Below are 24,359 nucleotides of genomic sequence, written 5' to 3' on the forward strand. Positions count from 1 at the left end.
TCGCTTCGTTTCCGATACTCGCGGTCCCAGGGTGATACACCGAGGCTCCCCACCCGTCGTCGAGTTCGTGACGGAGGGATCGACAACGCGGCGATAATCTGCCGATTCAGGCCTGTACACGCGGTGTACCGGCAGTTTCCACGCGTGTACCAGCGACGCGAATTTTCCTCCGATAAATGGTATACTGCGATACCGAATCAGGGCCAGTTTCGGAAGTTTCGGAACCGGCCCGGCGTCGTTTAATATCCTCGAGACCCAACCGATTCGGTGTGATCGTCGACGGCCGCGTCCTGCGCGAGGATTTCGTGCCCAGCGAGGTGGTCCACCGCCACGACGAGGTGAACCTCCTCTCGGAGACCCTCGAGCCGCTGCTGTCCGACGGTCGACCGGATCCGGCCTTTCTCTTCGGGCCGACGGGCGTCGGCAAGACCTGTATCGCTCGCTACACGCTGGCCCAGTTGTGCAAACAGGAGCCGGCGGTGCGGGTCGCCTACGTCAACTGCTGGCAGGAGTACACGCGGTTTCGGGTCCTCTACCGGATCCTCGAGGGGGTCGACCGAGCCGTCGACGTCCACCGCTCGACGCCGAAAGACGAGCTGTTCGAGCGGCTCTCTCAGACCGACGACGAGCCGATCGTCGTCATTCTGGACGAGGTCGACCAGTTAGAGGAGACGGCCGCATTGTACGACCTCCACCGATTGGGCCACGTTTCGCCCGTGTTGATCGCCAACCGCGAGGAAGAGCTGTTCGCGAGCTTCGACGATCGGGTGCGCTCGCGGTTTCACGCCGGTACTCGGGTCCGGTTCGACCGGTATGGCACCGACGAACTCGCGGCAATCCTCGCCGAACGAGCCGAGAAAGCCCTCGAGCCGGGCGTGGTGACAGATTCCCAGCTACGGACGGTCGCCGACGCCGCCTCGGGCGACGCCCGCGTCGGAATCGGCGTGTTGCGGTCGGCCGCCCGCCGCGCGGAGCGCCAGGGGTTGGCGACGATCACCGACGACGCGCTCGAGGCGGCGATTCCGGACGCGCGGACGGCGATCCGGCGAAAGACCGTCGAGGGGCTGATCGAACACCAGCGGGTGCTCTACGACGTGATCGACGACGCGGGCGAGATCGAACCCGGCGAGCTCTACGAGGAGTACGAGCGTCGGGTCGAGGAGCCGAAGACGAACCGCACCCTGCGGAACTACCTGACGAAGATGGTCCACTACGATCTGATCGAGGCCGTCGGCAAGCGTCGCGGCCGAACCTATCGGCTTGTCGACGAGGACGACGAAACCGAGGAATGACCGAATTCGGATGACCGACGGCAAGTGGACGCAGTGGATGCACAACGGCGAGTGGACGGCAGCGAGCGACGACTGCAGGATGAAGGCGGCCGACCGGTGTTACCGGCCGAAAGAGCCACTTGCGGGGGCCACCCCCGTACGACATACATGAGCACTTCATCGGCGCTCCCGGCCGACACGCGCCTCGGTCGAGCCGCACTTCGCGTCGCCGACCGCGCGGCGACGGTCGAGTTCTATCGCGACGTAGTCGGCCTCGCCGTTCTCGAGCGGGATCGCGACGAGACGAGAGTATCGCTCGGCGTCGACGGAACGCCGCTGCTCGTCGTCCGCGAGGACCCGACCGCGGAGCCGCGCGACGAGCGGGGAACGGGGCTCTATCACAACGCGTTCAGGGTCCCCTCGCGCGCGGCGCTTGGGGCCGCGCTGAACCGCATTCGAGATCGGTGGACGCTCGAGGGGGCCTCCGATCACGGGATCAGCGAGGCGCTATACTGTACCGATCCCGAGGGGAACGGCGTCGAGATATACTGCGACCGGCCGCGGGACGCGTGGCCGCGAGCCGACGACGGGACCCTCCGGGCGACCGGCGGGCCCCTGGATCTCGAGACGCTGGCGTCCGCGGCGGACGATGCGACGGAGTCGACCGACGACGACGCCGCGGAGCCGACCGATCGACGCGCTGCGCCCGCGGGGACGACCCTCGGCCACGTTCATCTCGAGGTCTCCTCGCTCGAGGCGGCCCGTGAATTCTACGCGGAGACGCTGGGATTCGACGTGTCGATGGAGTTCGCACCGGGTGCGCTCTTTTTCGCGGCGGGCGGCTACCACCACCACGTCGGCGCGAACGTCTGGAACCGGCGGTCGACGCCGGTCGACGGGCTGGGGATGGCGTGGTTCGAACTGCTCGTTCCGGACGCCGAGGCGTTCGACGCGGTCCGGAAGCGAGCGACGGCCGACGACGACGCGACGGTCGCCGAAATCGACGACGGTATCGAAATCGCGGATGCGGACGGGATCAGCGTCCGAGTTCGGCACGCGGAGTGATGGATTCGGCGCGCGGAACGATGTGCCTGGCAGACAGAACGACGCGCTCGGAAGACAGAGTGACGCGTTCGGCGTCCCGGCGTCGCCGTCGCCCGTTTCGGAATCCGTAACGGAAACCGTCCGTCTTCTCGAGCGGCCCGAACGCCGCCGATTAGAGCAGTCGGTGCGGTATCGGAACTATCGGAAACGGTGTTCCGTCGCTTATGGGGCGCTCGCTCGAGGCTGCACGTATGCACCGACTCGAACTCGAGCCCGGCGTAACGCTGTTACAGGTTCCGTCGTCCCGGTCGGGTATCGTCCACCGACTGGTCTGCGATCGGCTGGCAGACAGTGCGACCGGCGATGACCGCCCCGGGCGAGCCTACTGGATCGACGCGCGGAACGCGGCCTCGACCCACGCGCTGTACGATGCCGCGTCGAGTCCGCGCGTCCTCGAGGGGCTGCGGGTCGCGCGGGCGTTTACCGCTTACCAGCACCACTCGCTGGTGCGGACCGTCGCGCGGCGGGCGGTGCCGGCGACCGAGTTGCTCGTCGCGCCGAACGTGGCCGCCCTCTACCGGGACGACGACCTCGCGGCGTGGGAGCGCGAGGACCTGCTGACCGCGAGCCTCGAGATCCTCTCCGAACTGGGGGCCGTTCTCGACTGTCCGGTACTCCTGACGAGCGCCGGCGACGGGAGCGACTCTGACGCTGCCACCGCCTCGGAGACGGTCGCCGACTACGCCGAGACGGAAATCGAGTGTACGCGCACGCGAGAAGGGCTCCGACTCGAGGCCGCGGGCGACGGTTCGAACGCGGCGAGCGCGACGGCGGGCTACTGGCACGGCGACGTCTGGCAGACGACGATCCCCTACTGGGTCGAACTCTGTGGTGCCGTCGACGCGGTCGATCCCGCCGTCGCCGCCCACGACCGGGGGCTGCTCGAGGTGGGTCCCTGATGGGGCGGACGAACCCGACCTACCGCGACGCGCTCCGGCGACTCGAGTCGGAGTGGGAGCCGATGGGCCGCGCGCTGCGCCGGGAGCACCAGGAGGACTTCGACCGGCTGTTCGACCGGGCCCGGGCGTTCGCCGACGCGGCGGGGTACGCCAACCCGCCCGAGCCCGAGCGGGCGTTCGTCCTGTCGCTGTTGCTCGCCCACGAGGCCGAACTACGTCGGTTGCGCGAGGCGCTCGCGGCGCTCGAGGACGAGTCGGATCGCGACCCTCGCGAGTCACGAGAGCGCGACCCCACCGGAGAGTCCGACGAATGAGCCCCTACACCGTCGAGTTCGAGGACGGCACCGTTCGCGAGTGGACCCTGACCGAATCGGGTGCCGAGCCCGCGGTCGTCGAGGATTACACCCCGTCGGTGTTCGTCTCCGGCCCGAACGACGCGCTCGCGGACCTGCGAGAGCGCCTCGAGGCGGATCCCAAAGTCGTCACGACTCGTTCCGAGCGGCGGCCGACGAGCCTCCACGAGGCCCACGCGGGCGAGCGAAGTCGAGTCCTGTGTGCCGACCTCGAGCGCGTCGGCGAGGTCCGGACGCTGGCCCGCGAGATTCGGGGCGTCCACGCACGCCGGACGCACGCCCCCGGAACCGTTCGACTGTTCGACGTGGACCTCGCGCCGGGGTTTCGCTACTGTCTCGACCGCGGGCTCGATCCGACGCCGACGCGCGACCTGCGGACGCTCCGGCTCGCCCTCGACGAGGCCGCGCTGGCCAACGATGACGTGTCGGCGCTGGAAGTCGGGGGTGAGCCCGTCGACGGCGATGCGACGCGCGCGCTTCGGACGTGCCAACGCCGCCTCGAGCGGGCGGACCCTGACATCCTCGTCGTGAGCCACGCCGCGTTGATCCCGCTCCTCGAGCGCCGTGCCGAGGCACTGGGGCTCGCGGACTTTCATCTCGGACGGCTGCCGGGGTGGACCGCGCTCGCGGGCGAGAATACGTACGCGAGTTACGGGCGGGTGGGCCACTCGCCCGCGCGGTACCGGATTCCGGGGCGGGCGATCGTCGATACGTCGAACAGCTTCCTCTGGCACCAGTCGGGGCTGGCGGGGATCCGCTACATGGTCGAGCGGACGGGTCGCCCGCTACAGGAGGCCGCGTGGGGAAGTATCGGCACGTTATTGACCTCGAGACAGATCCGGCTGGCCCGCGAAAAACGGGGCGTGCTCGCGCCGTGGAACAAGTGGGAACCCGAGCGCTTCACCGACGTCGAGACGCTGCACGCGGCCGACCGCGGCGGCTTCACGTTCGCCCCCGAGGTCGGCTTTCACGAGGACGTCCACGAGATCGACTTCGCGTCGCTGTATCCGCGGATCATCTGCGAGCGAAACGTCAGTCCGGAAACGGTCGGCTGTGACTGCGGGGCCGGCGACGGGGCGGCTGCGACCGACGAGTCCGCCGCCGACGGGACGGCTGCGACCGACGAATCCGACGCCGGGACGCACCGCGTCCCCGAACTCGAGTACGAGATCTGCGAGACCGACGGTTTTCTCCCCGCCGTCCTCGAGCCTCTGATTGCCGACCGGGCCGAGATCAAGGGGCGACTCGAGGCCGATCTCCCCGAGGAGGAGGCCGCTCGGCTCCGGGCCGAGTCGGGCGCGATCAAGTGGGTCCTCGTCTCCTGTTTCGGCTATCAGGGCTACCGAAACGCCAAGTTCGGTCGGATCGAGTGCCACGAGGCGATCAACGCCTACGCTCGGGAGATCGCTCTGACCGCCAAACGCCGGCTCGAGGACGCGGGCTGGCGGATCGTCCACGGCATCGTCGACAGCCTCTGGGTGACGCCGCGAGTCGCCGAGCCGGAGCCGCTCGAGGCCGTGATCGGCGCGATTTCCGAAACGAGCGGGATTCCCCTCGAGCACGACGGCAGTTACGAGTGGGTGTGTTTCGTGCCGCTGCGCGACTCGATCGGGAGTGTCGGCTCCGTCGAGGAAACCGGTGCCGACTCGACGCGTGCGAGCGGGGCGTCCGCGGGTGCGTTGACGAAATACTTCGGCAAGCGAACGAGCGGCGAGTACAAATTCCGCGGGATCGAACTGCGCCAGCGGAGCACGCCGGCGTTCGTCGCGGACGGTCAGCGGGCGTTCGTCGAGGCGCTCGACCGCGAGCGCGATCCCGGAGCAGTCTGTGATGTGCTCGGCCGACGATTGAACGAACTCCGGGAGGGACGCGTCGATCCGGCGGCGCTCGCGATCACGAAACGCGTCTCGAAGTCCCTCGCCGACTACGGCCGGCGGACCCACACCGTGGCCGCGCTCCAGCGGTACGACCGCCGCGGGATCGATCGCCATCCCGATCAGTCCGTCGAGTACGTCGTCACGGACGACGATTCGCGCGGCCCCGAGCGCGTCCGACTCGCGCTCGAGGATCCCTCGGAGTACGACGCCGACTACTACGCGACGCTGCTCGTGCGGGCCTGCGAGAGCGTCGTCTCGCCGCTGGGCTGGGATCGCGCCCGGATCCGGCGGTCGTTGCGCGACGGCCGGGCGGTGCGGCTGTCGACGTTCGTCGACTGACCGCGGGAACCGGCGATCACCGATTATCCGTTGAGGCTCTCACTAAAACGTGAATTACCGGCTCGAAAAGGGTTCAGCGCTAGGCTTACACCCTCTGCCCGTGTGGTGATCGTACATGGCTGTCTCCGATTCTACGGCAGGTGTTCTCCGTTCCCGCGTCCGCCGGCAGGCCCCCCTCGCGGAACTCGGTCAGCGGGCCCTCGAGTCGACCGATCTCGACGGGCTGCTGGCCGCCGATCTCGAGGTGCGGATCGACGAGACCGATGCCGAGATCAGCGTCGACTCGCTGCCGCGGGTCTACGGCGATCCCGGACAGCTCCGCCAGCTGTTCCAGAACCTGCTCGATATCGCGATTACCTATTCGGGCGATGGAACCCCACGTATATCCGTATTCGCCGAGAACAATGGGGCAACATGGCAGGTCTCAGTTCGCGATCGGGGGATCGGGATCGACTCGAGCGACACGGATCGCATCTTTCAGGTGTTCGATCGGCTTCACAGTCACGAGGAGTACGACGGCACTGGTATCGGACTCGCGCTCTGTCAGCGAATCGCCGAGCGCCACGGCAGCCAGATCAGCGTCGATTCCCAGCCCGGAAAGGGGTCGACGTTTCCGATCGAGCTACCGACGGTGCCCGAGGCGGACGACGCGATGGAACGCGCGCCGGCCAGCGAAGCCGACACCGAGACCGATTCGACGACGGACCCAGTGACCGATGAGTAAGCCAGAGCGACTCCGGTCCGAGCCGGCACAGATCCTGTTAGTAGAGGACAATCCCGGCGACGTCCGCCTGACCAAGGAGGCGTTCAAACGGGGTCGGATCGAGAACGACCTCCACGTCGTCTCCGACGGCATCGAGGCGCTGGCGTTTCTCTCCCAACAGGGCGAGTACGCCGACGTACCGCGGCCGGACCTCATCCTTCTGGATCTCAATCTGCCCGGCAAGGACGGCGAAGAGGTCCTGGAGGAACTCAAGGACGATCCGGCGCTGCGATCGATCCCGGTGATCGTGCTGACGAGTTCGCGCGCGGAAGAGGACGTCGTCAAGTCCTACGAACTCCACGCCAACGCCTACCTCACGAAGCCGGTCGATCCGGACGAGTTCATCGAGACGGTCCGCGCCTTCGAGAAGTTCTGGTTCTCGGTCGTCCGACTCCCGCCGGAGGGCGACAACTGATGAGCGAGACGAACACCCAGACCATCGATGTGGAGGGCGCGGATACCGAGGACGCACTTCACATCCTCCTGATCGAGGACAACCCCGGCGACGCCCGTCTCATACAGGAGATGCTCCGCGGAACCGAAGAGCTCGCCCAGCGGGTCAGCCCCTCCGAGACAGCGGGCCAGACGCCCGAAATCACCCGCGAAACCCGCCTCGAGGAGGGGCTCGAGACGATCGAATCGGCGCCCACAGATATCGTCCTGCTCGACCTGAACCTCCCCGATAGCGAGGGGCTCGACACCCTCGAGACGGTCCACGAAGCGGCGGGAGAGACGCCGATCGTCGTCCTGACCGGCGTCCGCGATCAGCAGGTCGGCGTCGAGGCGATCCAGCGCGGTGCCCAGGACTTCCTCGTCAAAGACGAGGTGACCAGTGAACTCCTGGTGCGAACGATCCACCACGCGATCGAGCGCGCCCGCCAGCAGCGCGAACGCCGCCAGCAGCGCGAGCAACTCGAGGCGCTCAACCGGCTCAACCGGATCGGCCACGACATCACCCACGCGGTGATCACGACCGAGACGCGCGCGGAACTCGAACAGGAGGTCTGTGACCGACTCGCCGAGTCCGACGCCTACCGGTTCGCGTGGATCGGCAGCGTCAACCCCGGCAGCGACCGCGTCGTCTCGAAGGCGGCGGCCGGCGTCGAGGACGGATATCTCGAGGAAATCGACGTCACCGTCGACGAGGACGACGAGAGCGGACGGGGGCCGGCGGGAACGGCGATTCGAACCGGGGAGGTTCAGGTGATGAACGACGCCGGCACGGATCCCGAGTTCGGACCGTGGCGGGAGGCGGCACGCGCCCGCGACTACCGATCGTCGGTCTCGATCCCGATCACCCACGAGGATCTCGTCTACGGCGTGTTGAACGTCTACTCGTCGTCACCGCGGTCGTTCGAGGGCCCCGAAACCGACGTTCTCGGCCGGATCGGCGACGTCATCGCCCACGCGATCACCGCGATCGAACGCCGGGACGCACTCGTCAGCGACGCCGTCATCGAACTCGAGTTCCGCGTCGAGGCGATGGCCGAGGAACTGGTCGAACTCTCGACGACCGAGTCGTGTACGATCGAGTTCGAGCAACTGGTCGGCAGCGACGAGACGCTTCTGGCCTACGGCTCGGCACACGGCGTCTCGCAGGAGACGTTCACCGAAGCCGTCGACCGAACCGACGGCATCACTGACGTTCGGTTGCTCACGGCCCGACGCGACGAGTTCGAGTTCGAACTCGTCGCACCCGCCGCCGTCAGCCTGTTCGAGACGATCGCCACCCACGGCGGCCGCGTCGCTGAGGCGACGATCGCCGACGGGGAGTTCCGGTTCGTCGTCGAACTCCCGCGCGGCCGGGACACCCGCCAGATGATCGAACTCATCAGGACCCAGCGCGACGACGTCACCTACCTCGCACAGCGGACCACCGAACGCAGCGAGCGCAGCGACAGCGGCTCGTCGTCCGTCCTCGAGGACGACCTGACCGAGAAACAGCGGGCCGCCCTCGAGACGGCCTACTTCGCGGGCTACTTCGACTGGCCGCGGGGCAGCACCGGCGAGGAGATCGCCGAGCGCCTCGGTATCGCGCCCGCCACCTTCAACCAGCACCTCCGGACGGCAGAACGGAAGTTCTTCAACTCGGTATTCGGAGAGTAGGAGTCGCTTCCGGCTCGAACACGTCTGTTCCCTCTTAGAGATCGAACCCGTCTGCGAGGAGTTCGTGCGAACGTAGTACGTCGTCGTGATCGGCGGTGATATTCTGGCCGATCACGTCGTCGACTCGGTCCGTCAGTTGCACGAGCAGACCAGCCACCGTTGTCGCGGTGTTCTCGAAGAGGAAGTCGGCGTCTCGTTCGATTGATAGGGTATCAGAGACGGCGCAGTGATTTTGTAGGGAACCACTGTATTGCTCAGTAGAGGCGAAGGCGTTACTGCGACGTTGCGAACGGAGTGAGCAGTTTGCTACGAGAGAGCATCGCTCTCTCGGCATCACGAAAGCGCGCTGAGCGCTTTCGAACGACACCGTCGAAGCGGGCGAAGCCCGCGGAGGCGGCCTTTTTAGCGTGGTTTTTTGCGCCAGCGCGGGACCTCCGGTCCCGCGGGTCATGCGAACGGGCGCTACGAACCCGAGGCGGAAAAGGTACGTATGCATACGGACGACTCGGCCGATCTGCAGAGACTCGAGTGAAACCGATTCCTGAATTCGACTCTACCCAGCCCGTTCGAACGGGCAAAAAGGATCACGCGCCGCGAGGTTCGGTCGCGGGCGGGGTCACGTCGTCCATCGGACGCCGAGCGGCCATCGCGACGGCCACCATCGAGAGCCCGGTCACGAGGAGGTTCGCGCCCACGAGCAGGCCGATAGCCCACGCCGCGGTGGCCGGAAAACCGACCCAGAGGAATCCGGCCAGGACGAGCGCGATGACGCCGCTGACGGCAATCGAGGTTCGACCGCGAGATCCGGGCATCCGCACGGCCATCGCGAGTTGTGCGATCCCGTCGATGGCCAGGTACGCTACGAGCGCGATCGTCAGCGTGACGAGGGCGATCGCGGGGGCCGCGAGGACGGCCAGTCCGGCGAGCACCGAGACGGCCGCGAGCGTCGTCTGCCAGACCGAGCCGCGCCAGCCGCGCGCCGTGAACGCGTGGACGCCGTGGACGATGCCGCCGACGACGAGCAATGCGCCGAGCGCGATCGACACCGAGAGCCCGGTGACGGCCGGGGCGGCCATCGCGAGGATCCCGATCAGTCCGACGATCCCGCCCGCGATCGCGAGGGGTCGCCAGTCGTTCTCGAGGGCGTAGCCCTCGTCGTCTCCGGTGGTTGCTGTGATACTGTTCATCTGCGTCACCGGTACTACGTACGTCGTGTAAGTATATAATACAAATATACGATTTGACAGTCGGTCGCGGAAACGGACCGGTCCGAAACCGGGACGAACGGCGTTTCGGGGTCTCTCGGGGCCGTATCGGACGCCGCTCAGACGACGGAAATACGGGCGAAGCACGGCAGTTATTTCGATGGGAATGACATCACGGGTCGTGACCGACGATCGCGACGGCGACGTCCGCGAGTGTGATCTCTGCGGGGAACGGGTCCCGGCGGCCGTCTATCACGAGCACCTGCTCAAGTCGTGTCCCAGCCGTTCCGGGGAGTGATCCGCCTCGAGCGACTCGGCTTTCCGGACTGTTCCGGGCCGAAGGCGAACGATAGCGACGTTTCCGGGAGACCGATCTCAGACGCCGGCGTTCGAGGACGATTCCGTGTCGCGCTCGAGACGTTCGTAGAGATAGTACGAGTACGCGGTAGTGATCGCGGCCGTCCGTCGCTACCGACGACTCCGGCGTCGGGTCGGTTTTCTCGAGCCGAGACGGTGGGAAACACCTTTCCGTCCCGTCGGAATCAGGGCGTGACAGTGACGGGAACGCAGAATTCAACCATCTGGGACTGTCCGAAGTGTGGCCGTTCCGTCAACCGATTTGTGAACGGCTGTCGGTGTCCGTCCTGTCGAGAGAACGTCTCCGAGCGCTGTGACTGCTGGTCCGACGCGACGAGCCGGTAACCCGGCCGCCGACTGAGAGGGTGTATCGGAGACGATCAGGGAGTCGGAAGACAGGACCGAGAGACACGACCGAGTCGAGAATCACGAACCGTCCCGGTCGCGACGGATACACCCTCTCACTTCTCCTCGACGTGGCGGATCTCGGAGGCGACGCCGCGCGTGCTCTCGGCCATTTCGCGGCCGAACATCTCGGCGCGGCCGACGGCGAACGCCTTCGGTCCCTCGACGACCACCTCGTCGCCGACGCGGATGTCCTCGTCGGCGTCGACGACGCCCGGCGCGAGCACGCTGCCGTGGGGGACGAAACCGTCGATCTCGACGCGCTTCGTCGGCGCATCGCTCTCGAGCCACCGCCTCGCCCCCGCGAGCGTGAAGGAGAGGGTGCCGTACTGGGGAACCATCGTCGCGAGCTGGGTGTCCTCGTTATCGCGGACCTGGATCTTGGGGTACCGACTCGTGGTCTGGATGTCCTCGAAGAGGTCGTCGCCGGCTCCGTCGCCCAGCAGGTAGTCCGCGATCGCGCGGACGGTGTTGTGCTCGCGCTCGCGCTTGGAGTACTTCAGTTCGCCCGACAGCGCTTGCGAGAGGGTCGCGAGCGACTCGTCGTCGGTCGGATGCCGGTCGACTGTATAGGTAATATCGAGCTCGAGTCGGTCCTCGACGCGTTCGACGATGTCGCGGTAGCCCTCGTCGGGGACGTGGGCGATGATCTCCGGATAGTCGTTGCGCTCGAGGTAGCGCTGCAGGACGTCGGCGACGAACTGCTTTTCGTCTTCGGACCAGCGGCCGGTCACGACAGTGTCGTAGTGTTGGGCGGGGTAGGTCGTCTCGAGTTCCTGCGGGACGACGCCGATTGGGCTGGTCATCGAGACGAGGTGGGCGCGCCACTGAATCGCGTCGTGGAACTGGCGGTGGCTCTGCGACTCGCTGTAGGGCTTTGCGGCCGAACACGGAACGAGCACGAGCGGATTCTCGAACCGGTTGCGGTACCGCGTCGTCACCCGGTCTGCGAAGCGCTGGATCTCCACCCGGCGAAGGGTGTCCGCGGACGCGGCGTCGATCTGGGCGTCCCGAAGGATAGGCGTGCGCTCCTCGAGGTAGCCCCACTGCGAATCCAGTTCGCGCATCGCGGCGGTGAGCCACTGGTCGTGGCGGGCCTGTCCCTCGACGTAATCCCGGAGGCGGCCGTCCCGGATCCGACGGCGGACGATCGCCAGTTCTGACTCGAGGGCGTTGACGTTGTGTTCCGCACAGTCCTCGCGGGTGAACTCCTCGCGGGGCCGTTGGCAGGCGGGACACGAGCAGGGGAGCTCCTCGAGATCCTCGAGGAAGTACGCCTCGTCGGTCGTCAGATAGCGGCCCTCGGTGCCCTTCACGACAGCGGCGGTCTCGTCGAACAGATCGACGCCGGCGTAGGCCAGCAGGGCGACGTTCCGCGGCGTCGCGACGCCGGAAAACAGCAGGGCGGTGTCGGCGGGAATCGCCTCCCGGACGGTCACGACGGCCTCGACCAGCGCAGCGCCGTGGCCCATCACCGACTGGACGTTCGAGAGGGCGTAGGCGTCCGTCCCCTGGGATTCGACGCTCTCGCTCGAGACGACCGCGACGCTGGGATACTCGACGTCGGGGGAGTCGACGGCGAACGACTCCTGAACTTCCTCGGCGGTGCCGCCGGGGAACGCCCGGTGGGGGAGCACCGTGAGCCGCGACTCGTCGCCCGCGGGAATCCCGCGATCCTCGCTCCAGAGCGAGCCCGCGTCCTCGAGGACGTCGTCGACGAGTGCGGGCGTCGTCACCGGCGAAGAGAGGCGGAGTTCGCCCACGCGCGCGGCCCCGTCGCGCTCGTGTACTTCGAAATACTCGGTCATACTCGATATGACCGCGGCGAGCGAAAGAGGTTGTCGATAGCGAGCGGTCCCGCGGCCGGACTCCGAGCGTGCTCGAGCTGCCGGTGAACGTCTCGAGGCGAGCGAATCTGGAGACTCCTACGGGCGATTCACGAGCTGCATACCCGTCGTTTATCGTGAATATTTCGGCGTGGATTACTGAGTATCAAAACTGAATCCATTGCAGGATAGTTGGGAAAATTAATCTTTATGCTCTTGCAGTTGGAGGTCACCCTATATGTCATCGGAAACAAAACTGCGATCGACGGACGGGTTCAGAGCGTTTCTGGCCGTGTTCCTGGTCGCAGTCGTTGGGGTAGCGACGATCGGACTGCCGATCGTCTTCGGGGGAATGACGACGACCGTCGAAGCGACCGAGCCGGAGCCAGAGTTCGAATCGTACGACTCGATCTCGCAAGCCGAATCGCAACTCGGTTCGGCCGACGAGATCTATCTCGGGGAGAACGGCAGCGCCGTCCTTCGCTATGACGATGAAACGAACGTCGACACGCTCGAGGTGGGGATGGACGTCAGCGAAGGACTGGTCCACGTGCTGGTGGTCGACGACGTCGAGAACCCCGACGACGAACTCGAGTCGGCGAATTTCTCGACGATCCTCGATAAGCAGGGGCTCTCCGGGAGCGGTTCGATGGTCATGCAGCAACCCGACGACCTCGAGAACTTCGAACTCGACGTCTCCGGCGAAGTCTCCGAAGAGACGAACGAGTTCGAGGGCTCCGCGTCCGGCACGTTCGACAGCGAAGCAACGACGACCGGAGCGGTCAGTACGAACGGTCACGTCACTGCAACTGCAGACCGACTCGAGACGAGCGGGAGCGTCTCGGTCGACTCGTCCGAAGCGTCGGGTGCCGACGGGGCCGACGAGTATCTCGACGTCTCGCTGCAGGAGACGAGCGACGGCTACGAGGTCGACGTCGCACGGGAGATAACCGTCGACGCCACGTCGGCCGATCAGTGGTCGACACAGGAACAGGCCGAACGGACGCTCTGGCGGAACTATGGCGTCTACGCCGCGTTGTTGGGCGGGTCCAGTGAGATCGACGTCACGAAACACGATTTCGAGGAGAGATCGAACGGCGAACACCGGCTCGACATCGAATTCACCGTCGAGTACACGGGTGTCGACGGCGGCATCGAAGAGCGACTCACGGATCAGCTGGCGAGCGATCCGACGATGGATCTGAGTCGATCGGAGGCGCAGGCGATCGCGACCAGCGTCACCGACGTCGATATCGAGACGCTCGAGTTCATGATCGACGAACGCGGTAGCTCGACGGCCGTCGAATGGGATGTCGCGATCGCAAACTACGACGAGCTGACGGTCGAACTGCTCGATCTGGCGGAAGCGACCAGCACGAACGACCAGCTCCCGGCGGAGGACCTCGAGAACGCACGGACGGCCTTCGAAGCCCAGCAAGCGGCTGCTCTCGAGATGAATCTCGACTGGGACGGCTCGATCGAACAGACGTCGTCCGACGAGATGACGCTCGACGCCTCACTGACGAGCGACACCGAAAACTGGGACGCTTACATCGACGAACTCGAGTCTCGAGGCGTCGAACCCCCGAACGACGTTACGTTCGACCTGTCGGCCGAAACCGACGGCGACCAGCTCGCGATCGACGGCGAGTTCGAACTCGGGGCCGAGGATCTGGCCAGTCAGGCGGTCAAAAACTGGGCGCAATCGGCCCAGACCGGACCGATGTCGCCGACGTCCCCGGAAGCCGATCAGTTCGTTTCGGCGCTGGCAGAATCCGAACTCGAGGTCCTCCGCGTCGACGCGGGTATCGACGACGGCACGGTGCGCGTCGAAGGCGGGGCGCGGTTCGACGACATGAGCACGCTCACCGAGACGGTCAGCGAGAGCATGGCTATCAGCGGGATCGCGACCGAACAGGACGGAGAGACGGCGTCGATGTACGTCTACGTCGACGACATGGGCGAGGTCGACACCGCGTCGGCGACGAAATCCGATCTCGAGCAGTTCAGTGTGGTCGATTCCGAGACCACCGTCCACCGAGCCGGCGAGTGGGACGACGACCTCCCCGCGATCGAGACCGAGGAAATGAGCGAGTTCCTCGAGACCCAGGACGACGAAAACACGGCGGAAAGCGGTGACGAGGACGAAGACGACGGTTCCGATAGCGTTCCCGGCTTCGGAATCGGAATCGGACTCGCGTCGATCGCCGGGCTGCTAACGGCGCTCGTGCTCCGACGGCGAGCGTAACGCATCGGCGATCGGTGCGACCGTTCTTTTGGCGACGTCGGTACCAGCACCCGACAGCAGCGCCGGGTGTGCGATCGGACGATCGTTCGGACGGCGAGACGCGGCTAAACGGTCTCGAGGAACGTCGCGGTCGCCGACGTGTGCCCGCGGTTGAACGAGAGGATCTTGATCCGGATCACGTCGGTCGGCTCGCAGCCGCCGGGGACGTCCTCGACGAAGACGACGAACCCTTCTATTTTGCCGACCGCCTGTCGCTCGCCGGAGTGGTGGTCGGTAAATTCGCTGATAGCGACGCTCTCGACGTCGCCGATCTCAACCGGTGGGTCGCGCTTCTGGGCCGCTCTGTGACGGTCCCGGGATCGCCGCTCGTCCGCGGAGCCACCGCGGATCCGTTTGAATACCCACGAGCCGAACACGAGGACGACGAGCAGGCCGATACCGAGCACCGCTTGATCGAGCATACTGAAACGGGCCGGCGCGTGGGGCTTCCGTGTTCCGATTCCGACGGCGCGTCGGTGACCGGGATCGATCACCGCGGGTCGGAAACGCTTTTCGCCGACGGTGCGACGGTCGAGTACGGCTCTCGAATCGCCGCTGCCCTTTTACCTCCCCGTCCGTTCGAATACGTCGTGACCTTCTCATTCAGCGGATCGACCGGTGACGGCAGCAGCGAGCCATTACATATCGCCGTCATTCGCGCGGTTGCAGCGCACCGGAAGGTAGATCCGATCGAGTTGCCACCCCTCTACGAGTGGATCGACCCCGATTCGCTGGACGCCCTCTTCGAGCCGACGCGACGCAACGGCCCCCGACGTGGTCGTCTCGAGTTCACATACGATGGCCACGCGATCACCGTGGACTGCACCGACGACGTCACGATTTCGGTCGATGGCTCGCCGGCCGCCGAATCAATCACGGCCGGATCCGACCGCGGGACCCCCACCGGCGCGTAACTCGAGTTGTCGGTCACCCCGCGTCCGACTGCCGGACGACGATTTCACTTCGTACTGGAATCCGCCCGACTGGAATACATTCGACCCGCAGCGTGATTCGATTCGAGCGGTGCGCTCGGCTCGAGTGACCGACCGAACGGTAGCGAAAACGAATCCGAAACCGATCCGAGCGGAAACGAATCGGCTACCGGAGCGGACGAAGCGCCGAATCCGGTGCCTTCAGTACCCTTGTCGGCACGGCCGGCGGTGCGGTTCTCGCTGCTCGTCGGCTCGCCTCGAGCGATGCCGATCAACCGAACGACGACTGACGCTGCGCGCGTCGGCCGTGGCGACGCGAGTTCGGCAGTGGGAAACCGTCGTCACCGGCCGTCGTTACCCCGGAGATCGACGAAATCGACAGAGTCGGGAACGCGCTCGAGGACGCCCGCGGGCCATCCCCGATGCGCGAGCGTGACCGCAGCGTCCGGATTCACCTCGACGAGCCGAGCGACGCCGTCGGCCGCGGCCTCGAGCGCCGCCCGATCGGTCCGCTCGGGGACTTCCGCGGTGAGCGGGTAGCTCCTCGAGAGCGCCCGCGGGAAGGGACCGAACGGCGGCTCGACGCGCCAGGCATCGTCGAACTCGTCGCTTCGCGGGGAATCCCCCTCCGTGAGCAACAGGGAGTCGGGGACGGACAGCCGCTCGAGGCGCTCGTGGTGGCGGACGACCTCGGGCCGGCGCGCGCTCTCGTGGGAGGTGTAGAAAAACGACCCCTTCGAGACGGGATCCGAGCGCTCGAGCTGGGCGGCGTGATCGAGCAGCGTGCGATAGCCGTCGAGCATCGTCGGGTGGGCGCGGGCGCGCTGCTCGACGAGTTCGAGCAGGTTTCCGGCGCGGATCGCCTCCTTGATCCGGCGGATCTCGGCGAAGGTGACGTGGAGGTTGTGCGCGGCCAGTTCCGACTCGCGTTCGTCGTCGGGGAGCGCGCGGAGTTCGTCGGGCGAGTACTCGGTACAGACGGCACAGGAACAGGGGAGGTACTCGAGGTCCGCGAGGTGACGGGTTCCCCGAACCGTCAGATAGCGGTCGTCGCGGGCGTAGAGCGCGTAGGCCGCCGAGTCGAACAGGTCACAGCCCATCGCGACGGCGAGCGCGAACATCATGGGGTGACCGGCACCGAAGAGGTGGACCGGCGCGTCGGCTCCCAGCCCGCGTTTGGCGGCGGCGACGACGTCGATCATGTCGTCGTAGCGGTAGTCGTTCATAAGGGGGACGACCGCGCCGACCGGGAACACGTCGAGATCGGTCCCGTCGGCGTGTCGACCGGCACGCTCGCGGAGGTCCGGATAGGTCGACCCCTGGACCGGCGCGCTGACGAGCATCTCGCCCGTGTCGGCGGCCTCGGCGATCTCGAGTCGCTCCTGCGTCGTCTCGAGGTCTGCGTCGGCCCGTTCGTGGGGGACGTCCGGCGGAGTCGGGATGTCGACCGGCGTGGCGATATCGGAGCCGATCTCGCGCTGAAAGGCGAGGATTTCCTCGGTCGTCACGTCGATCTCGCCGTATTCCGACAGCTGAAAGGAGCCGGAGTCAGTCATGATCGCGCCCGGGAAGTCCAGAAGTTCGTGCAGGCCCTTCTCGAGGGCGCGTTCGTGAAGGGTATCGTCGCCGTGGATGATGTATGAGTTCGTGATCAGGATTTCCGCGCCGAACTCCGTGGCGAGCCGGCGAGGGCTGATCGTATCCAGATTCGGATTGATCACCGGCAGCAGCGCCGGGGTTTCGACGGTGACGTCGGCACGGGGGACGGTGAGTTCCCCGATACGACCGCCGGCGTCGGTATCCCGGACTTCGAAGCACTCGCGCATTGACCCTGGGTTGGACCGTCGGACGTAAGTCGTGACGGTTTTCACCTGGCTGACCGGAGCGGCACGACTCGTTCCGAACCGTTTGCGCGAGGCTTTCGAGACGAAGATAGCCGAGAACGATCCCGTGATCAGTGAGGAGGGGAGACGAAGGCGCTTTACGCTGCGGGCCGCTTTCGTCCCCTAATGAGTAAACCCACGCCCGAAGTCTACGAGCAGGGCAAGGGCATGGACGCCCACAATCAGGCGATGCGGGAGATCCGCTCTCGCAAGGAGGCCAGCTACGATCCCCACGAGCCCACGCGCGTCTGGCTCGACGAGGACAACACTCCCGACGGCGTCAAGACGAGTCTGACGATCATTCTCAACACCGGCGGCTGCCGGTGGGCCCGCGCCGGCGGCTGTACGATGTGTGGCTACGTCGCCGAGAGCGTCGACGGCGGCTCCGTGAGACACGACGCCCTGATGGATCAGATCGATATCTGTCTGGAACACGAGGAAGACAACGCCGAGGAGCCGGCCGACCTGATCAAAATCTACACCTCCGGGTCCTTCCTCGACGAGCGCGAGGTCGGCGCGGAGAGCCGCCGAGCGATCGCCGACACCTTCGCCGACCGCGAGCGCATCGTCCTCGAGTCCCTGCCCGATTTCGTCGACCGCGAGAAGATCGGCGACTTCACCCGGCACGGCATCGATACGGACATCGCGATCGGCCTCGAGACGGCCACCGACCGCGTGCGCCACGACTGCGTGAACAAGTATTTCGACTTCGCGGACTTCGAGGACGCCTGTGCGGAAGCCGCCGTTGCAGACGAGAACGCTGGCGGCGACACGGCGGCCGGGATCAAGGCCTACCTCCTGATGAAGCCGCCCTTCCTCACCGAGTCCGAAGCGGTGGCGGACATGATCTCCTCGATCGAACGCTGTGCGGACGTCGACGGCTGTCACACCGTCTCGATGAACCCGTGTAACGTCCAGCGCTACACGATGGTCGACGACCTCTACTTCAACGACGGGTACCGCCCGCCGTGGCTCTGGTCGGTGGCACACGTACTTGAGGAAACGGCTGATGTCGACGCCATCGTCGTCTCCGACCCCGTGGGCCACGGCTCCGATCGCGGCCCGCACAACTGCACGGAGTGCGACGACCGCGTCCAGAAGGCGATCAAGGACTTCGACCTGCGGCAGGATCCGTCGGTCTTCGAGCAGGTCTCCTGCGAGTGCGAACTGACCTGGGAGACCGTCATCGAGCGCGAACGGAGCTTCAATCAGCCGCTGACTCGATAGCGAAACCACCGATAGCTGCCGACTCGATGGCTTCTGGTTGTAGAAGCCGGCCGCACTTATTTGACCGCAGTCCCGGTACCGTTCCGCATGGCACTCCCGTCGTTTTCTGACTACTGGAACGAACTCGAGCCCGCGCTGTTGATACTCGTCGGATTCCTCCTGTTCGTCTTTCCCGAGCCCGCGACCTCCGCGCTGGGCGCGGGGCTCATGCTACTCGGTGTTAGCTGGTGGTTCTACGAATGGGGGCGCTGAGCTCTAATCGCCGGTCGCCGGTTCGTCCACTGACGCTCGAACTGCTTCCGTGTCGGCGCGGGGCACCTCGAGCGTGACGACGGTGCCGCGGGGGTCGTTGTCCGCGAAGGAGAGCCGCCCGCCGGCCTGTCTGACGATCCAGTTGACCAGCCAGAGCCCGAGGCCGCTCCCGTGGCGAAGCTGCGTAATCTCCCGGTCGCCCTCGAGCAGTTCTCGCTCCTCGTCCGGCATGCCAGGACCGTCGTCGGCGATGGACACGGTCACGATCTCGTCGTCCGATCGATCCCGGAGCGTTACGTCGATCGTCGGCCGCGCCCGATCGCTGTGCTCGACGGCGTTTTCCAGGATCTGGAAGACGGCCGTCTGAAGGTACTCGTCGGCTCGGGCGAACGTTCGGTCCGGCAGCGAGCAGTCGATATCCACTTCGTGGGCGCGCTCGAGGCGGTCGGCCGCTCGTTCGACGGCCGCGGAGAGGTCGATCGGTCCGGCCGGGACCTCCTCGCGGTCGAGTACCCGTTCGACGGCGCGAGTCTTCTCCGCGAGGCCAGTGAGTTCGCTCGCACGATTTCGGATGGTCTCGACGTACTCGCGGTTCCCGTCGGCGATGGTGTCGGGGAGCATCTCGGCGCAGCCGTTGATGATGTTCATCCCGTTGCGCAGGTCGTGGCGGAGAACGCGATTGAGGATCTCGAGGCGTTTCTCCCGCTGTTTCTGGGCGGTAATGTCGGTGTAGAGTCCGAAGGCGCGATCCGACGACCCGTCCATCTCCATCGGAACGACGCGAAGCCGGAAGTCACGTAGCCCGTTCGCGGTCCGCCGTTTAACCTCGGCGTCGCCGATCTCACCCCGGCTTCCGCGGCGATTGAGCGTGTCGGCGTCGGCCGTTCTATCGGTCGGAACGACGTACTGATCGAGCGGATTCCCGACGAGGTCATCCTCGTCGTAGCCGAAGATCCGCTCGAACGACGGATTGACTTCCTCGACCACGGGGCCGTCCTCGAGCTGTGTAACGCTGACGACGCCGTCGGGGACGTTTTCGAACAGCGCCGCGAATCGGTCGCGCTCCGCCCGGAGACGCTCCTCGAACGCGATTCGATCGAGCGCGTCGGTGACGTGGGAGAGTAACAGTTCCGCCAGTTCCTCGTCGGCCGGCGTGAACGCGTCGGGTTCCGTCGAACCGGCCAGAAACACGCCGCGGTCACCGATCGGAACGCTCAGGGCGGACTGGCAGTCGTCGCCGTTCCGGATCGAGTCGTGATCCGCGTCGATCCTCTCGACTCGAACGGGCTGTCGCGTCCGATAGCACCGCCCTGCGAGGTCGTCGTCGATCGGTATCGTCGCGTCGAGGTCGATCTCGAGGGTCGACGAAACCGCCTCCGGAACGAGGGACTCCCCTCGAGCCAGCGCGACGCAGCAGGCGTCGAAGTCGAGGACGTCTTCGGCCGCTTCGACGGTCAGGTCGTATATCTGCGCGTGGCTCTCGCAGTCGTCGAGCCGGGAGGCGACGCCGTGGAGGCCCTCGATCTTCGCCTTGCGATCGACGAGTTTCCGTTCCATGCGTTTGCGGTCGCTGATATCGCGTGCGATCCCGACCGTCCCCTCGATCTCGCCGTCGGAGCGCAACAGCGCCATGTTAACCTCGCTCGGGATCCGCTCGTCGTCGGGGCCAGTCAGCGTGACCTCGTAGGTCGCGACGCGTCGGGAATCGTCGGACAGGAGCGCCCGAGCGTGTCGTCTGCCGCGCTCGATACTCGCGTCCGTGAGGATCATCGAGACGTGTTCGCCGATCAGTTCGTCGCGGTCGTAGCCGGTCACGCCCATCATCGTCTCGTTGACGGTGACCAGATACCCCTCGCTATCGAGCTGGTAGACGCAGTCGCCGACCGTCTCGACGACCGTCTTCGTCCGCTCGAGTTCTCGTTGGCGCGCCGCCCGATCGAGCGTCGCTTCGGCGGTCGTGGCGAGGACCTGAATGAGGTGTCTCTCCGCGTCGTCGAGTTCGTCGTCGCCCGACGACGCGACGGTCAATAGCCCGTGCTCGCCGAGCGGCTGGATGACCGCGTTTCCGACGCTGGCCTCGATGTCGTACGGGATGCGGCCCGTCGAGACGGTGTCGACGACAACCGGCTCGCCGTCGGTGTAGGCGTCCCAGAGGGTGGTATACTCCGGGCCGATCGTCGAGATGTCGTCGGTGGACTCGTCGAGCGCCGCCGTCGTCCCGGCGAGTTCGAGCGTCTCCGTCTCCTCGTCGTAGAACCTGATCGCGGCCAGGGACCGATCGATCACGTCCTCGGTCGCCGTTATCACGATGTCGGCTATTTCGTCGGTTGACTCCGCTCGCAGCAGCTCGTGAGTGGTCTCCTGAAGCGACTCGAGCGCGTTCGCGCGCTTGCGCTCCGCGGTAATGTCCTGTCCGAAGGAGAGGACGCCGACGATTTCCCCGTTCTCGACGAGCGGCGTATTGACCCACTCGCAGGTTATCGGCGTCCCGTCCCTGTCGACGTTGCGATTCACTCGTCGGGACGGCAGTCCGTCGGCGTCGCCGCTGGTGAGGGCGTCCCAGTACTCGAGTACCTCTTGACGTTCGTCGTCCCGAACGAGCAGATCCATTGCCGATTCGCCCCTCGCCTCGTCGGCGGTGTAGCCGAATAGTTCGGTCGCCGCGGGGTTCCAGCTGCGGACTTCGAACGCGAGATTCCACTCGACGATCGCGAGCGGCGACTGCTCGACGAGTAGTTCGAGGCGGCTCGAGGGGTCCTCCGCCGGCTCCGGCGTGTGGGTATCGACCGCGTCGGTGGCCGACGACCGGTCGTCGAGCACCGCTTCCAGTCGCGTCACGAGCGTGTCGACGCCCTGATCGCGAGGGACGTAGCCGTCGGCTCCCGCGGCGACGACCGCGCCCGCGAGCGCTTCGCTGCCGTCGGCGGGAAAAACGACGATCGGCACGTCGGACCGCTCTCGGATCGCCCGACAGCACTCGACGGGGTCAGCGTCGCGGGCCGATCCGGCGATCACGACGCAGTCGACGCTCTCGAGGCGCGCCAGACGCGCGTCGGCCGACCGAACAGTTTCGGTCGCGACGCCGCGCTCCTCGAGGGCGCGGTCGACGGCGGCTCCCGCATCGGCAGTAGCGCCGATAATGCGGGCGCTCGGTCGGCTATCCTGTCCCATTCCCTGTATTCCAGTCGACTCTAACGAACGCCGACACTATTACTGTTCGACTCGACTCAGATTCTGAGTCGTCGGCCGCTATCTTCGGTGTAGCTCTCGAAAAGAGATGCCTCAGTGGATCTCTACCGTGTTAGGGAGATTCGAAACCGCGAAGGACTCCCTGCCCGTCGGTCGGACCGACGTCGGGAAGGGTCGCGCGCTCGGGGTGGGGCATCAACACCGCGACGGACTCGCGCTCGCCGAGGATGCCGGCGACGTTGTGCTTGGACCCGTTCGGGTTCACGTCGGGGCCCGTTTCGCCGTTTTCGTCGCAGTACCGGAAGAGAATCCGTCTCTCGTCCTCGAGTTCGGCCAGCCGATCGTCGTCGATTTCGTAGCGCCCCTCGCCGTGGGCGATGGGAACCTCGATGACCTCGCCCTCGTCGTAGGCGGCGGTCCAGGGCGTGTCGTCGCGCTCGACGCGTAGGTAGACGTGCTCGCACTGGAAGCGGGCGCTCTCGTTGGTCGTAAACGCACCTTCGGTCAGACCGGTCTCGCACCCGATCTGTGCGCCGTTGCAGACGCCGAGCACGGGAACCCCCTCGGCCGCGGCCTCGCGGACCTCGGCCATGATCGGCGAGCGGGCCGCCATCGCCCCCGCGCGGAGGTAGTCGCCGTAGGAGAACCCGCCCGGAAGGACGATCCCCGTCGCGTCCTCGGGGAGCCCGTCCTCGTGCCAGACGATTTCGGCGTCGATCTCGAGGTGTGCGAGGGCGCGTTCGGCGTCGCGGTCGCAGTTCGAGCCGCCGAAGCGGACGATCGAGACCGTCACAGGCGACACCCCCCGGTGTTTCGGCCGACGGACTCGGTCGTCGTGATCGAAACCGTCACAGTCGCCACCCCGTGGGGTTGCGACAGACGGTTTCGATCAGTGTATATGCGACGGTCATCTACCGCTCGTCGACCTCCACGTCGTAATCGTGGATCGTCGGGTTCGCAAGCAGCCGTTCGGCCATCTCGTCCGCTCGGTCGCGCGCGCCGTCCGCCGAATCGGCCTCGAGGTCGACCTCGAACCGGTCGGCCGCCCGCAGCTCCTCGAGTTCGAAGCCCAGCCGCTCGAGGGCTCGCTTCGTGGTCTCGGCCTCGGGATCGAGAACGCCCCGTTTGAGTCGAACCGTTACCGTCGCGGTGTAGGCGGTCATTATCTGATACCCCGTAACCGTGCTCAAAAACGCTTTCGCCTTGGCCCCGTAATGCACGTTCGTGGATACCGGTGAACCGATGAGGGCGGACGGGCCGCGTCGCCGGTTTCCGGTCGGCAGTCGCCCGGCGGCCGATGGTAGTCGCCCGACGGCCGAGTTACGTTATTCGCGCGACGACGATGTCTCCCGTCGCGTGAACGGTGACCGTGTACGCGTCCAACTGGAACGATACCTGTCCGGTGTTGCGACCCGCGGTTCCGTTCGTCGGCTGGAAGAGCGTCTCGAGGCTTTCCGGGTTGATCCGGTCGTAGAGTCGTTCGACCTCCGTCGGGTCGATTTCCGAGAGCTCCGCGACCGTCGAGACGATCGTGTTGGTAAGCGAGTCGGTTCCCGTCCAGTCGTGTGAGACGAACGCCGTCTCCCGGTCGCGATCGATACGTGATTGGCCGTGATCGTGTGGTGTTACCGTCATTGTGTTCACCCTTCGGCTGGCGACTGTCACTGTGAGTGACTGGAAAATCGTTCCACAGTAACCGGCATAAAACCCTGTCAGACATGTTACAGGGAGTTGTACGACAAAATAAACGAATTCAGGAGACGGGTGAGGGACTGACAGTGACCGTCCGTCATACGTCTGACGAACGCGGTCTCGTGACCGAAAACTGTGCCTCCCGCGGCGAGTCGTCCGTCGATGAACCGGTGCGATGACCGGCCGCTGATACGCGTTGAGCAGCCGTTTTAGCTCTCGAGCGGGCGGAATCAGTTGTTGACGTGCTGATGACATGACGATCGGGGCCTGCTGTCGACACTTCGCTACCACACTGTCCGCAATCGAATCGACCGTCAGCTTCACGGACTCTCCGCATCATTCCAGAAACGATCGTGCCATCCGAAGCCCGCCTCGCGGGCGATTCTCACGGA

20 protein-coding genes and 2 pseudogenes are annotated in these 24,359 nt (G+C 66.0%); 13 read left to right on the plus strand and 9 right to left on the minus strand.

The genetic code is table 11. From position 1 onward, the window contains the following. Positions 1 to 269: 269 nt before the first annotated feature. From LDH74_RS00005 to LDH74_RS00040, 8 genes and pseudogenes are all read left to right on the plus strand, one after another. A complete protein-coding gene (locus LDH74_RS00005; protein WP_226040588.1) occupies positions 270 to 1,292 on the plus strand; it encodes a Cdc6/Cdc18 family protein in 1,023 nt (340 codons plus the stop codon). 147 nt (positions 1,293 to 1,439) lie between these two features. Next, positions 1,440 to 2,336, plus strand: coding sequence for a VOC family protein (locus LDH74_RS00010; protein ID WP_226040589.1), 897 nt, complete (start codon positions 1,440 to 1,442; stop codon positions 2,334 to 2,336). Between the two features lie 230 nt (positions 2,337 to 2,566). Continuing rightward, positions 2,567 to 3,274 carry a hypothetical protein gene (locus tag LDH74_RS00015; protein WP_226040590.1) on the plus strand — a complete coding sequence of 236 codons (708 nt, stop codon included), beginning with the start codon at positions 2,567 to 2,569 and terminating at the stop codon, positions 3,272 to 3,274. Beyond that, positions 3,274 to 3,588: a hypothetical protein gene (locus LDH74_RS00020; RefSeq protein WP_226040591.1), complete on the plus strand. Its 315-nt coding sequence runs from the start codon at positions 3,274 to 3,276 to the stop codon at positions 3,586 to 3,588. The genes LDH74_RS00015 and LDH74_RS00020 overlap by 1 nt, the downstream gene beginning before the upstream one ends. After that, positions 3,585 to 5,843 carry a type B DNA-directed DNA polymerase gene (locus tag LDH74_RS00025; protein ID WP_226040592.1) on the plus strand — a complete coding sequence of 753 codons (2,259 nt, stop codon included), beginning with the start codon at positions 3,585 to 3,587 and terminating at the stop codon, positions 5,841 to 5,843. Before LDH74_RS00020 ends, LDH74_RS00025 begins: the two co-directional genes overlap by 4 nt. 211 nt (positions 5,844 to 6,054) lie before the next feature. Then, positions 6,055 to 6,567: pseudogene (locus LDH74_RS00030) on the plus strand (ATP-binding protein); the annotation flags it as partial. Then, the gene (locus LDH74_RS00035) at positions 6,560 to 7,021 is read left to right on the plus strand and encodes a response regulator (RefSeq protein WP_226040593.1); all 462 of its coding nucleotides are present in this window, start codon (positions 6,560 to 6,562) and stop codon (positions 7,019 to 7,021) included. The pseudogene LDH74_RS00030 and the gene LDH74_RS00035, both read left to right, overlap by 8 nt. Further along, the gene (locus LDH74_RS00040; protein ID WP_226040594.1) at positions 7,021 to 8,712 is read left to right on the plus strand and encodes a bacterio-opsin activator domain-containing protein; all 1,692 of its coding nucleotides are present in this window, start codon (positions 7,021 to 7,023) and stop codon (positions 8,710 to 8,712) included. The genes LDH74_RS00035 and LDH74_RS00040 overlap by 1 nt, the downstream gene beginning before the upstream one ends. A gap of 34 nt (positions 8,713 to 8,746) precedes the next feature. Here the strand turns inward: LDH74_RS00040 and LDH74_RS00045 are convergent. Next, a pseudogene (locus LDH74_RS00045) lies at positions 8,747 to 8,907 on the minus strand (alkane 1-monooxygenase); the annotation flags it as partial. A gap of 389 nt (positions 8,908 to 9,296) precedes the next feature. Then, complete coding sequence (locus LDH74_RS00050) at positions 9,297 to 9,899, minus strand: HdeD family acid-resistance protein (protein WP_226040595.1); 603 nt, start codon at positions 9,897 to 9,899, stop codon at positions 9,297 to 9,299. Between the two features lie 178 nt (positions 9,900 to 10,077). On the opposite strand from LDH74_RS00050, the gene LDH74_RS00055 reads away from it, so the two are divergent. Next, a complete protein-coding gene (locus tag LDH74_RS00055) occupies positions 10,078 to 10,215 on the plus strand; it encodes a hypothetical protein (RefSeq protein ID WP_226040596.1) in 138 nt (45 codons plus the stop codon). Positions 10,216 to 10,735: 520 nt separating this feature from the next. Here the strand turns inward: LDH74_RS00055 and arcS are convergent. Continuing rightward, positions 10,736 to 12,487, minus strand: a complete 1,752-nt coding sequence (arcS, locus tag LDH74_RS00060; protein ID WP_226040597.1) for an archaeosine synthase subunit alpha — start codon at positions 12,485 to 12,487, stop codon at positions 10,736 to 10,738. Positions 12,488 to 12,743: 256 nt separating this feature from the next. Here arcS and LDH74_RS00065 point away from each other — a divergent pair, with 256 nt between their 5' ends. Continuing rightward, positions 12,744 to 14,753 (plus strand): hypothetical protein, encoded by a 2,010-nt coding sequence (locus LDH74_RS00065; RefSeq protein ID WP_226040598.1) that lies wholly within the window; start codon positions 12,744 to 12,746, stop codon positions 14,751 to 14,753. A 104-nt stretch (positions 14,754 to 14,857) separates the two neighbouring features. Here the strand turns inward: LDH74_RS00065 and LDH74_RS00070 are convergent, their stop codons facing one another. Further along, complete coding sequence (locus LDH74_RS00070) at positions 14,858 to 15,214, minus strand: RNA-binding protein (protein ID WP_226040599.1); 357 nt, start codon at positions 15,212 to 15,214, stop codon at positions 14,858 to 14,860. A 168-nt stretch (positions 15,215 to 15,382) separates the two neighbouring features. Between LDH74_RS00070 and LDH74_RS00075 the strand changes: the two genes are divergently transcribed. Then, positions 15,383 to 15,706: a HalOD1 output domain-containing protein gene (locus LDH74_RS00075; protein ID WP_226042578.1), complete on the plus strand. Its 324-nt coding sequence runs from the start codon at positions 15,383 to 15,385 to the stop codon at positions 15,704 to 15,706. Between the two features lie 359 nt (positions 15,707 to 16,065). On the opposite strand, the gene tgtA is transcribed toward LDH74_RS00075, so the two are convergent. Continuing rightward, a complete protein-coding gene (gene tgtA, locus LDH74_RS00080) occupies positions 16,066 to 17,550 on the minus strand; it encodes a tRNA guanosine(15) transglycosylase TgtA (protein WP_226040600.1) in 1,485 nt (494 codons plus the stop codon). Between the two features lie 183 nt (positions 17,551 to 17,733). On the opposite strand from tgtA, the gene LDH74_RS00085 reads away from it, so the two are divergent. Next, entirely contained in the window at positions 17,734 to 18,834 is a 1,101-nt protein-coding gene (locus LDH74_RS00085) for an archaeosine biosynthesis radical SAM protein RaSEA (RefSeq protein WP_226040601.1), read from the plus strand. Between the two features lie 87 nt (positions 18,835 to 18,921). Continuing rightward, positions 18,922 to 19,086, plus strand: a complete 165-nt coding sequence (locus LDH74_RS00090) for a hypothetical protein (RefSeq protein WP_226040602.1) — start codon at positions 18,922 to 18,924, stop codon at positions 19,084 to 19,086. Positions 19,087 to 19,089: 3 nt separating this feature from the next. Here the strand turns inward: LDH74_RS00090 and LDH74_RS00095 are convergent, their stop codons facing one another. From LDH74_RS00095 to LDH74_RS00110, 4 genes are all read right to left on the minus strand, one after another. Then, positions 19,090 to 22,257, minus strand: a complete 3,168-nt coding sequence (locus LDH74_RS00095; protein ID WP_226040603.1) for a PAS domain S-box protein — start codon at positions 22,255 to 22,257, stop codon at positions 19,090 to 19,092. 130 nt (positions 22,258 to 22,387) lie between these two features. Next, positions 22,388 to 23,068, minus strand: coding sequence for a phosphoribosylformylglycinamidine synthase I (purQ, locus tag LDH74_RS00100; protein WP_226040604.1), 681 nt, complete (start codon positions 23,066 to 23,068; stop codon positions 22,388 to 22,390). Between the two features lie 118 nt (positions 23,069 to 23,186). Continuing rightward, the gene (gene purS / locus LDH74_RS00105) at positions 23,187 to 23,438 is read right to left on the minus strand and encodes a phosphoribosylformylglycinamidine synthase subunit PurS (RefSeq protein WP_226040605.1); all 252 of its coding nucleotides are present in this window, start codon (positions 23,436 to 23,438) and stop codon (positions 23,187 to 23,189) included. A 157-nt stretch (positions 23,439 to 23,595) separates the two neighbouring features. Then, the gene (locus LDH74_RS00110) at positions 23,596 to 23,910 is read right to left on the minus strand and encodes a HalOD1 output domain-containing protein (protein WP_226040606.1); all 315 of its coding nucleotides are present in this window, start codon (positions 23,908 to 23,910) and stop codon (positions 23,596 to 23,598) included. Positions 23,911 to 24,359 lie beyond the last annotated feature (449 nt).

This window comes from Natrinema sp. DC36, assembly GCF_020405225.1.
Lineage (GTDB): Archaea > Halobacteriota > Halobacteria > Halobacteriales > Natrialbaceae > Natrinema.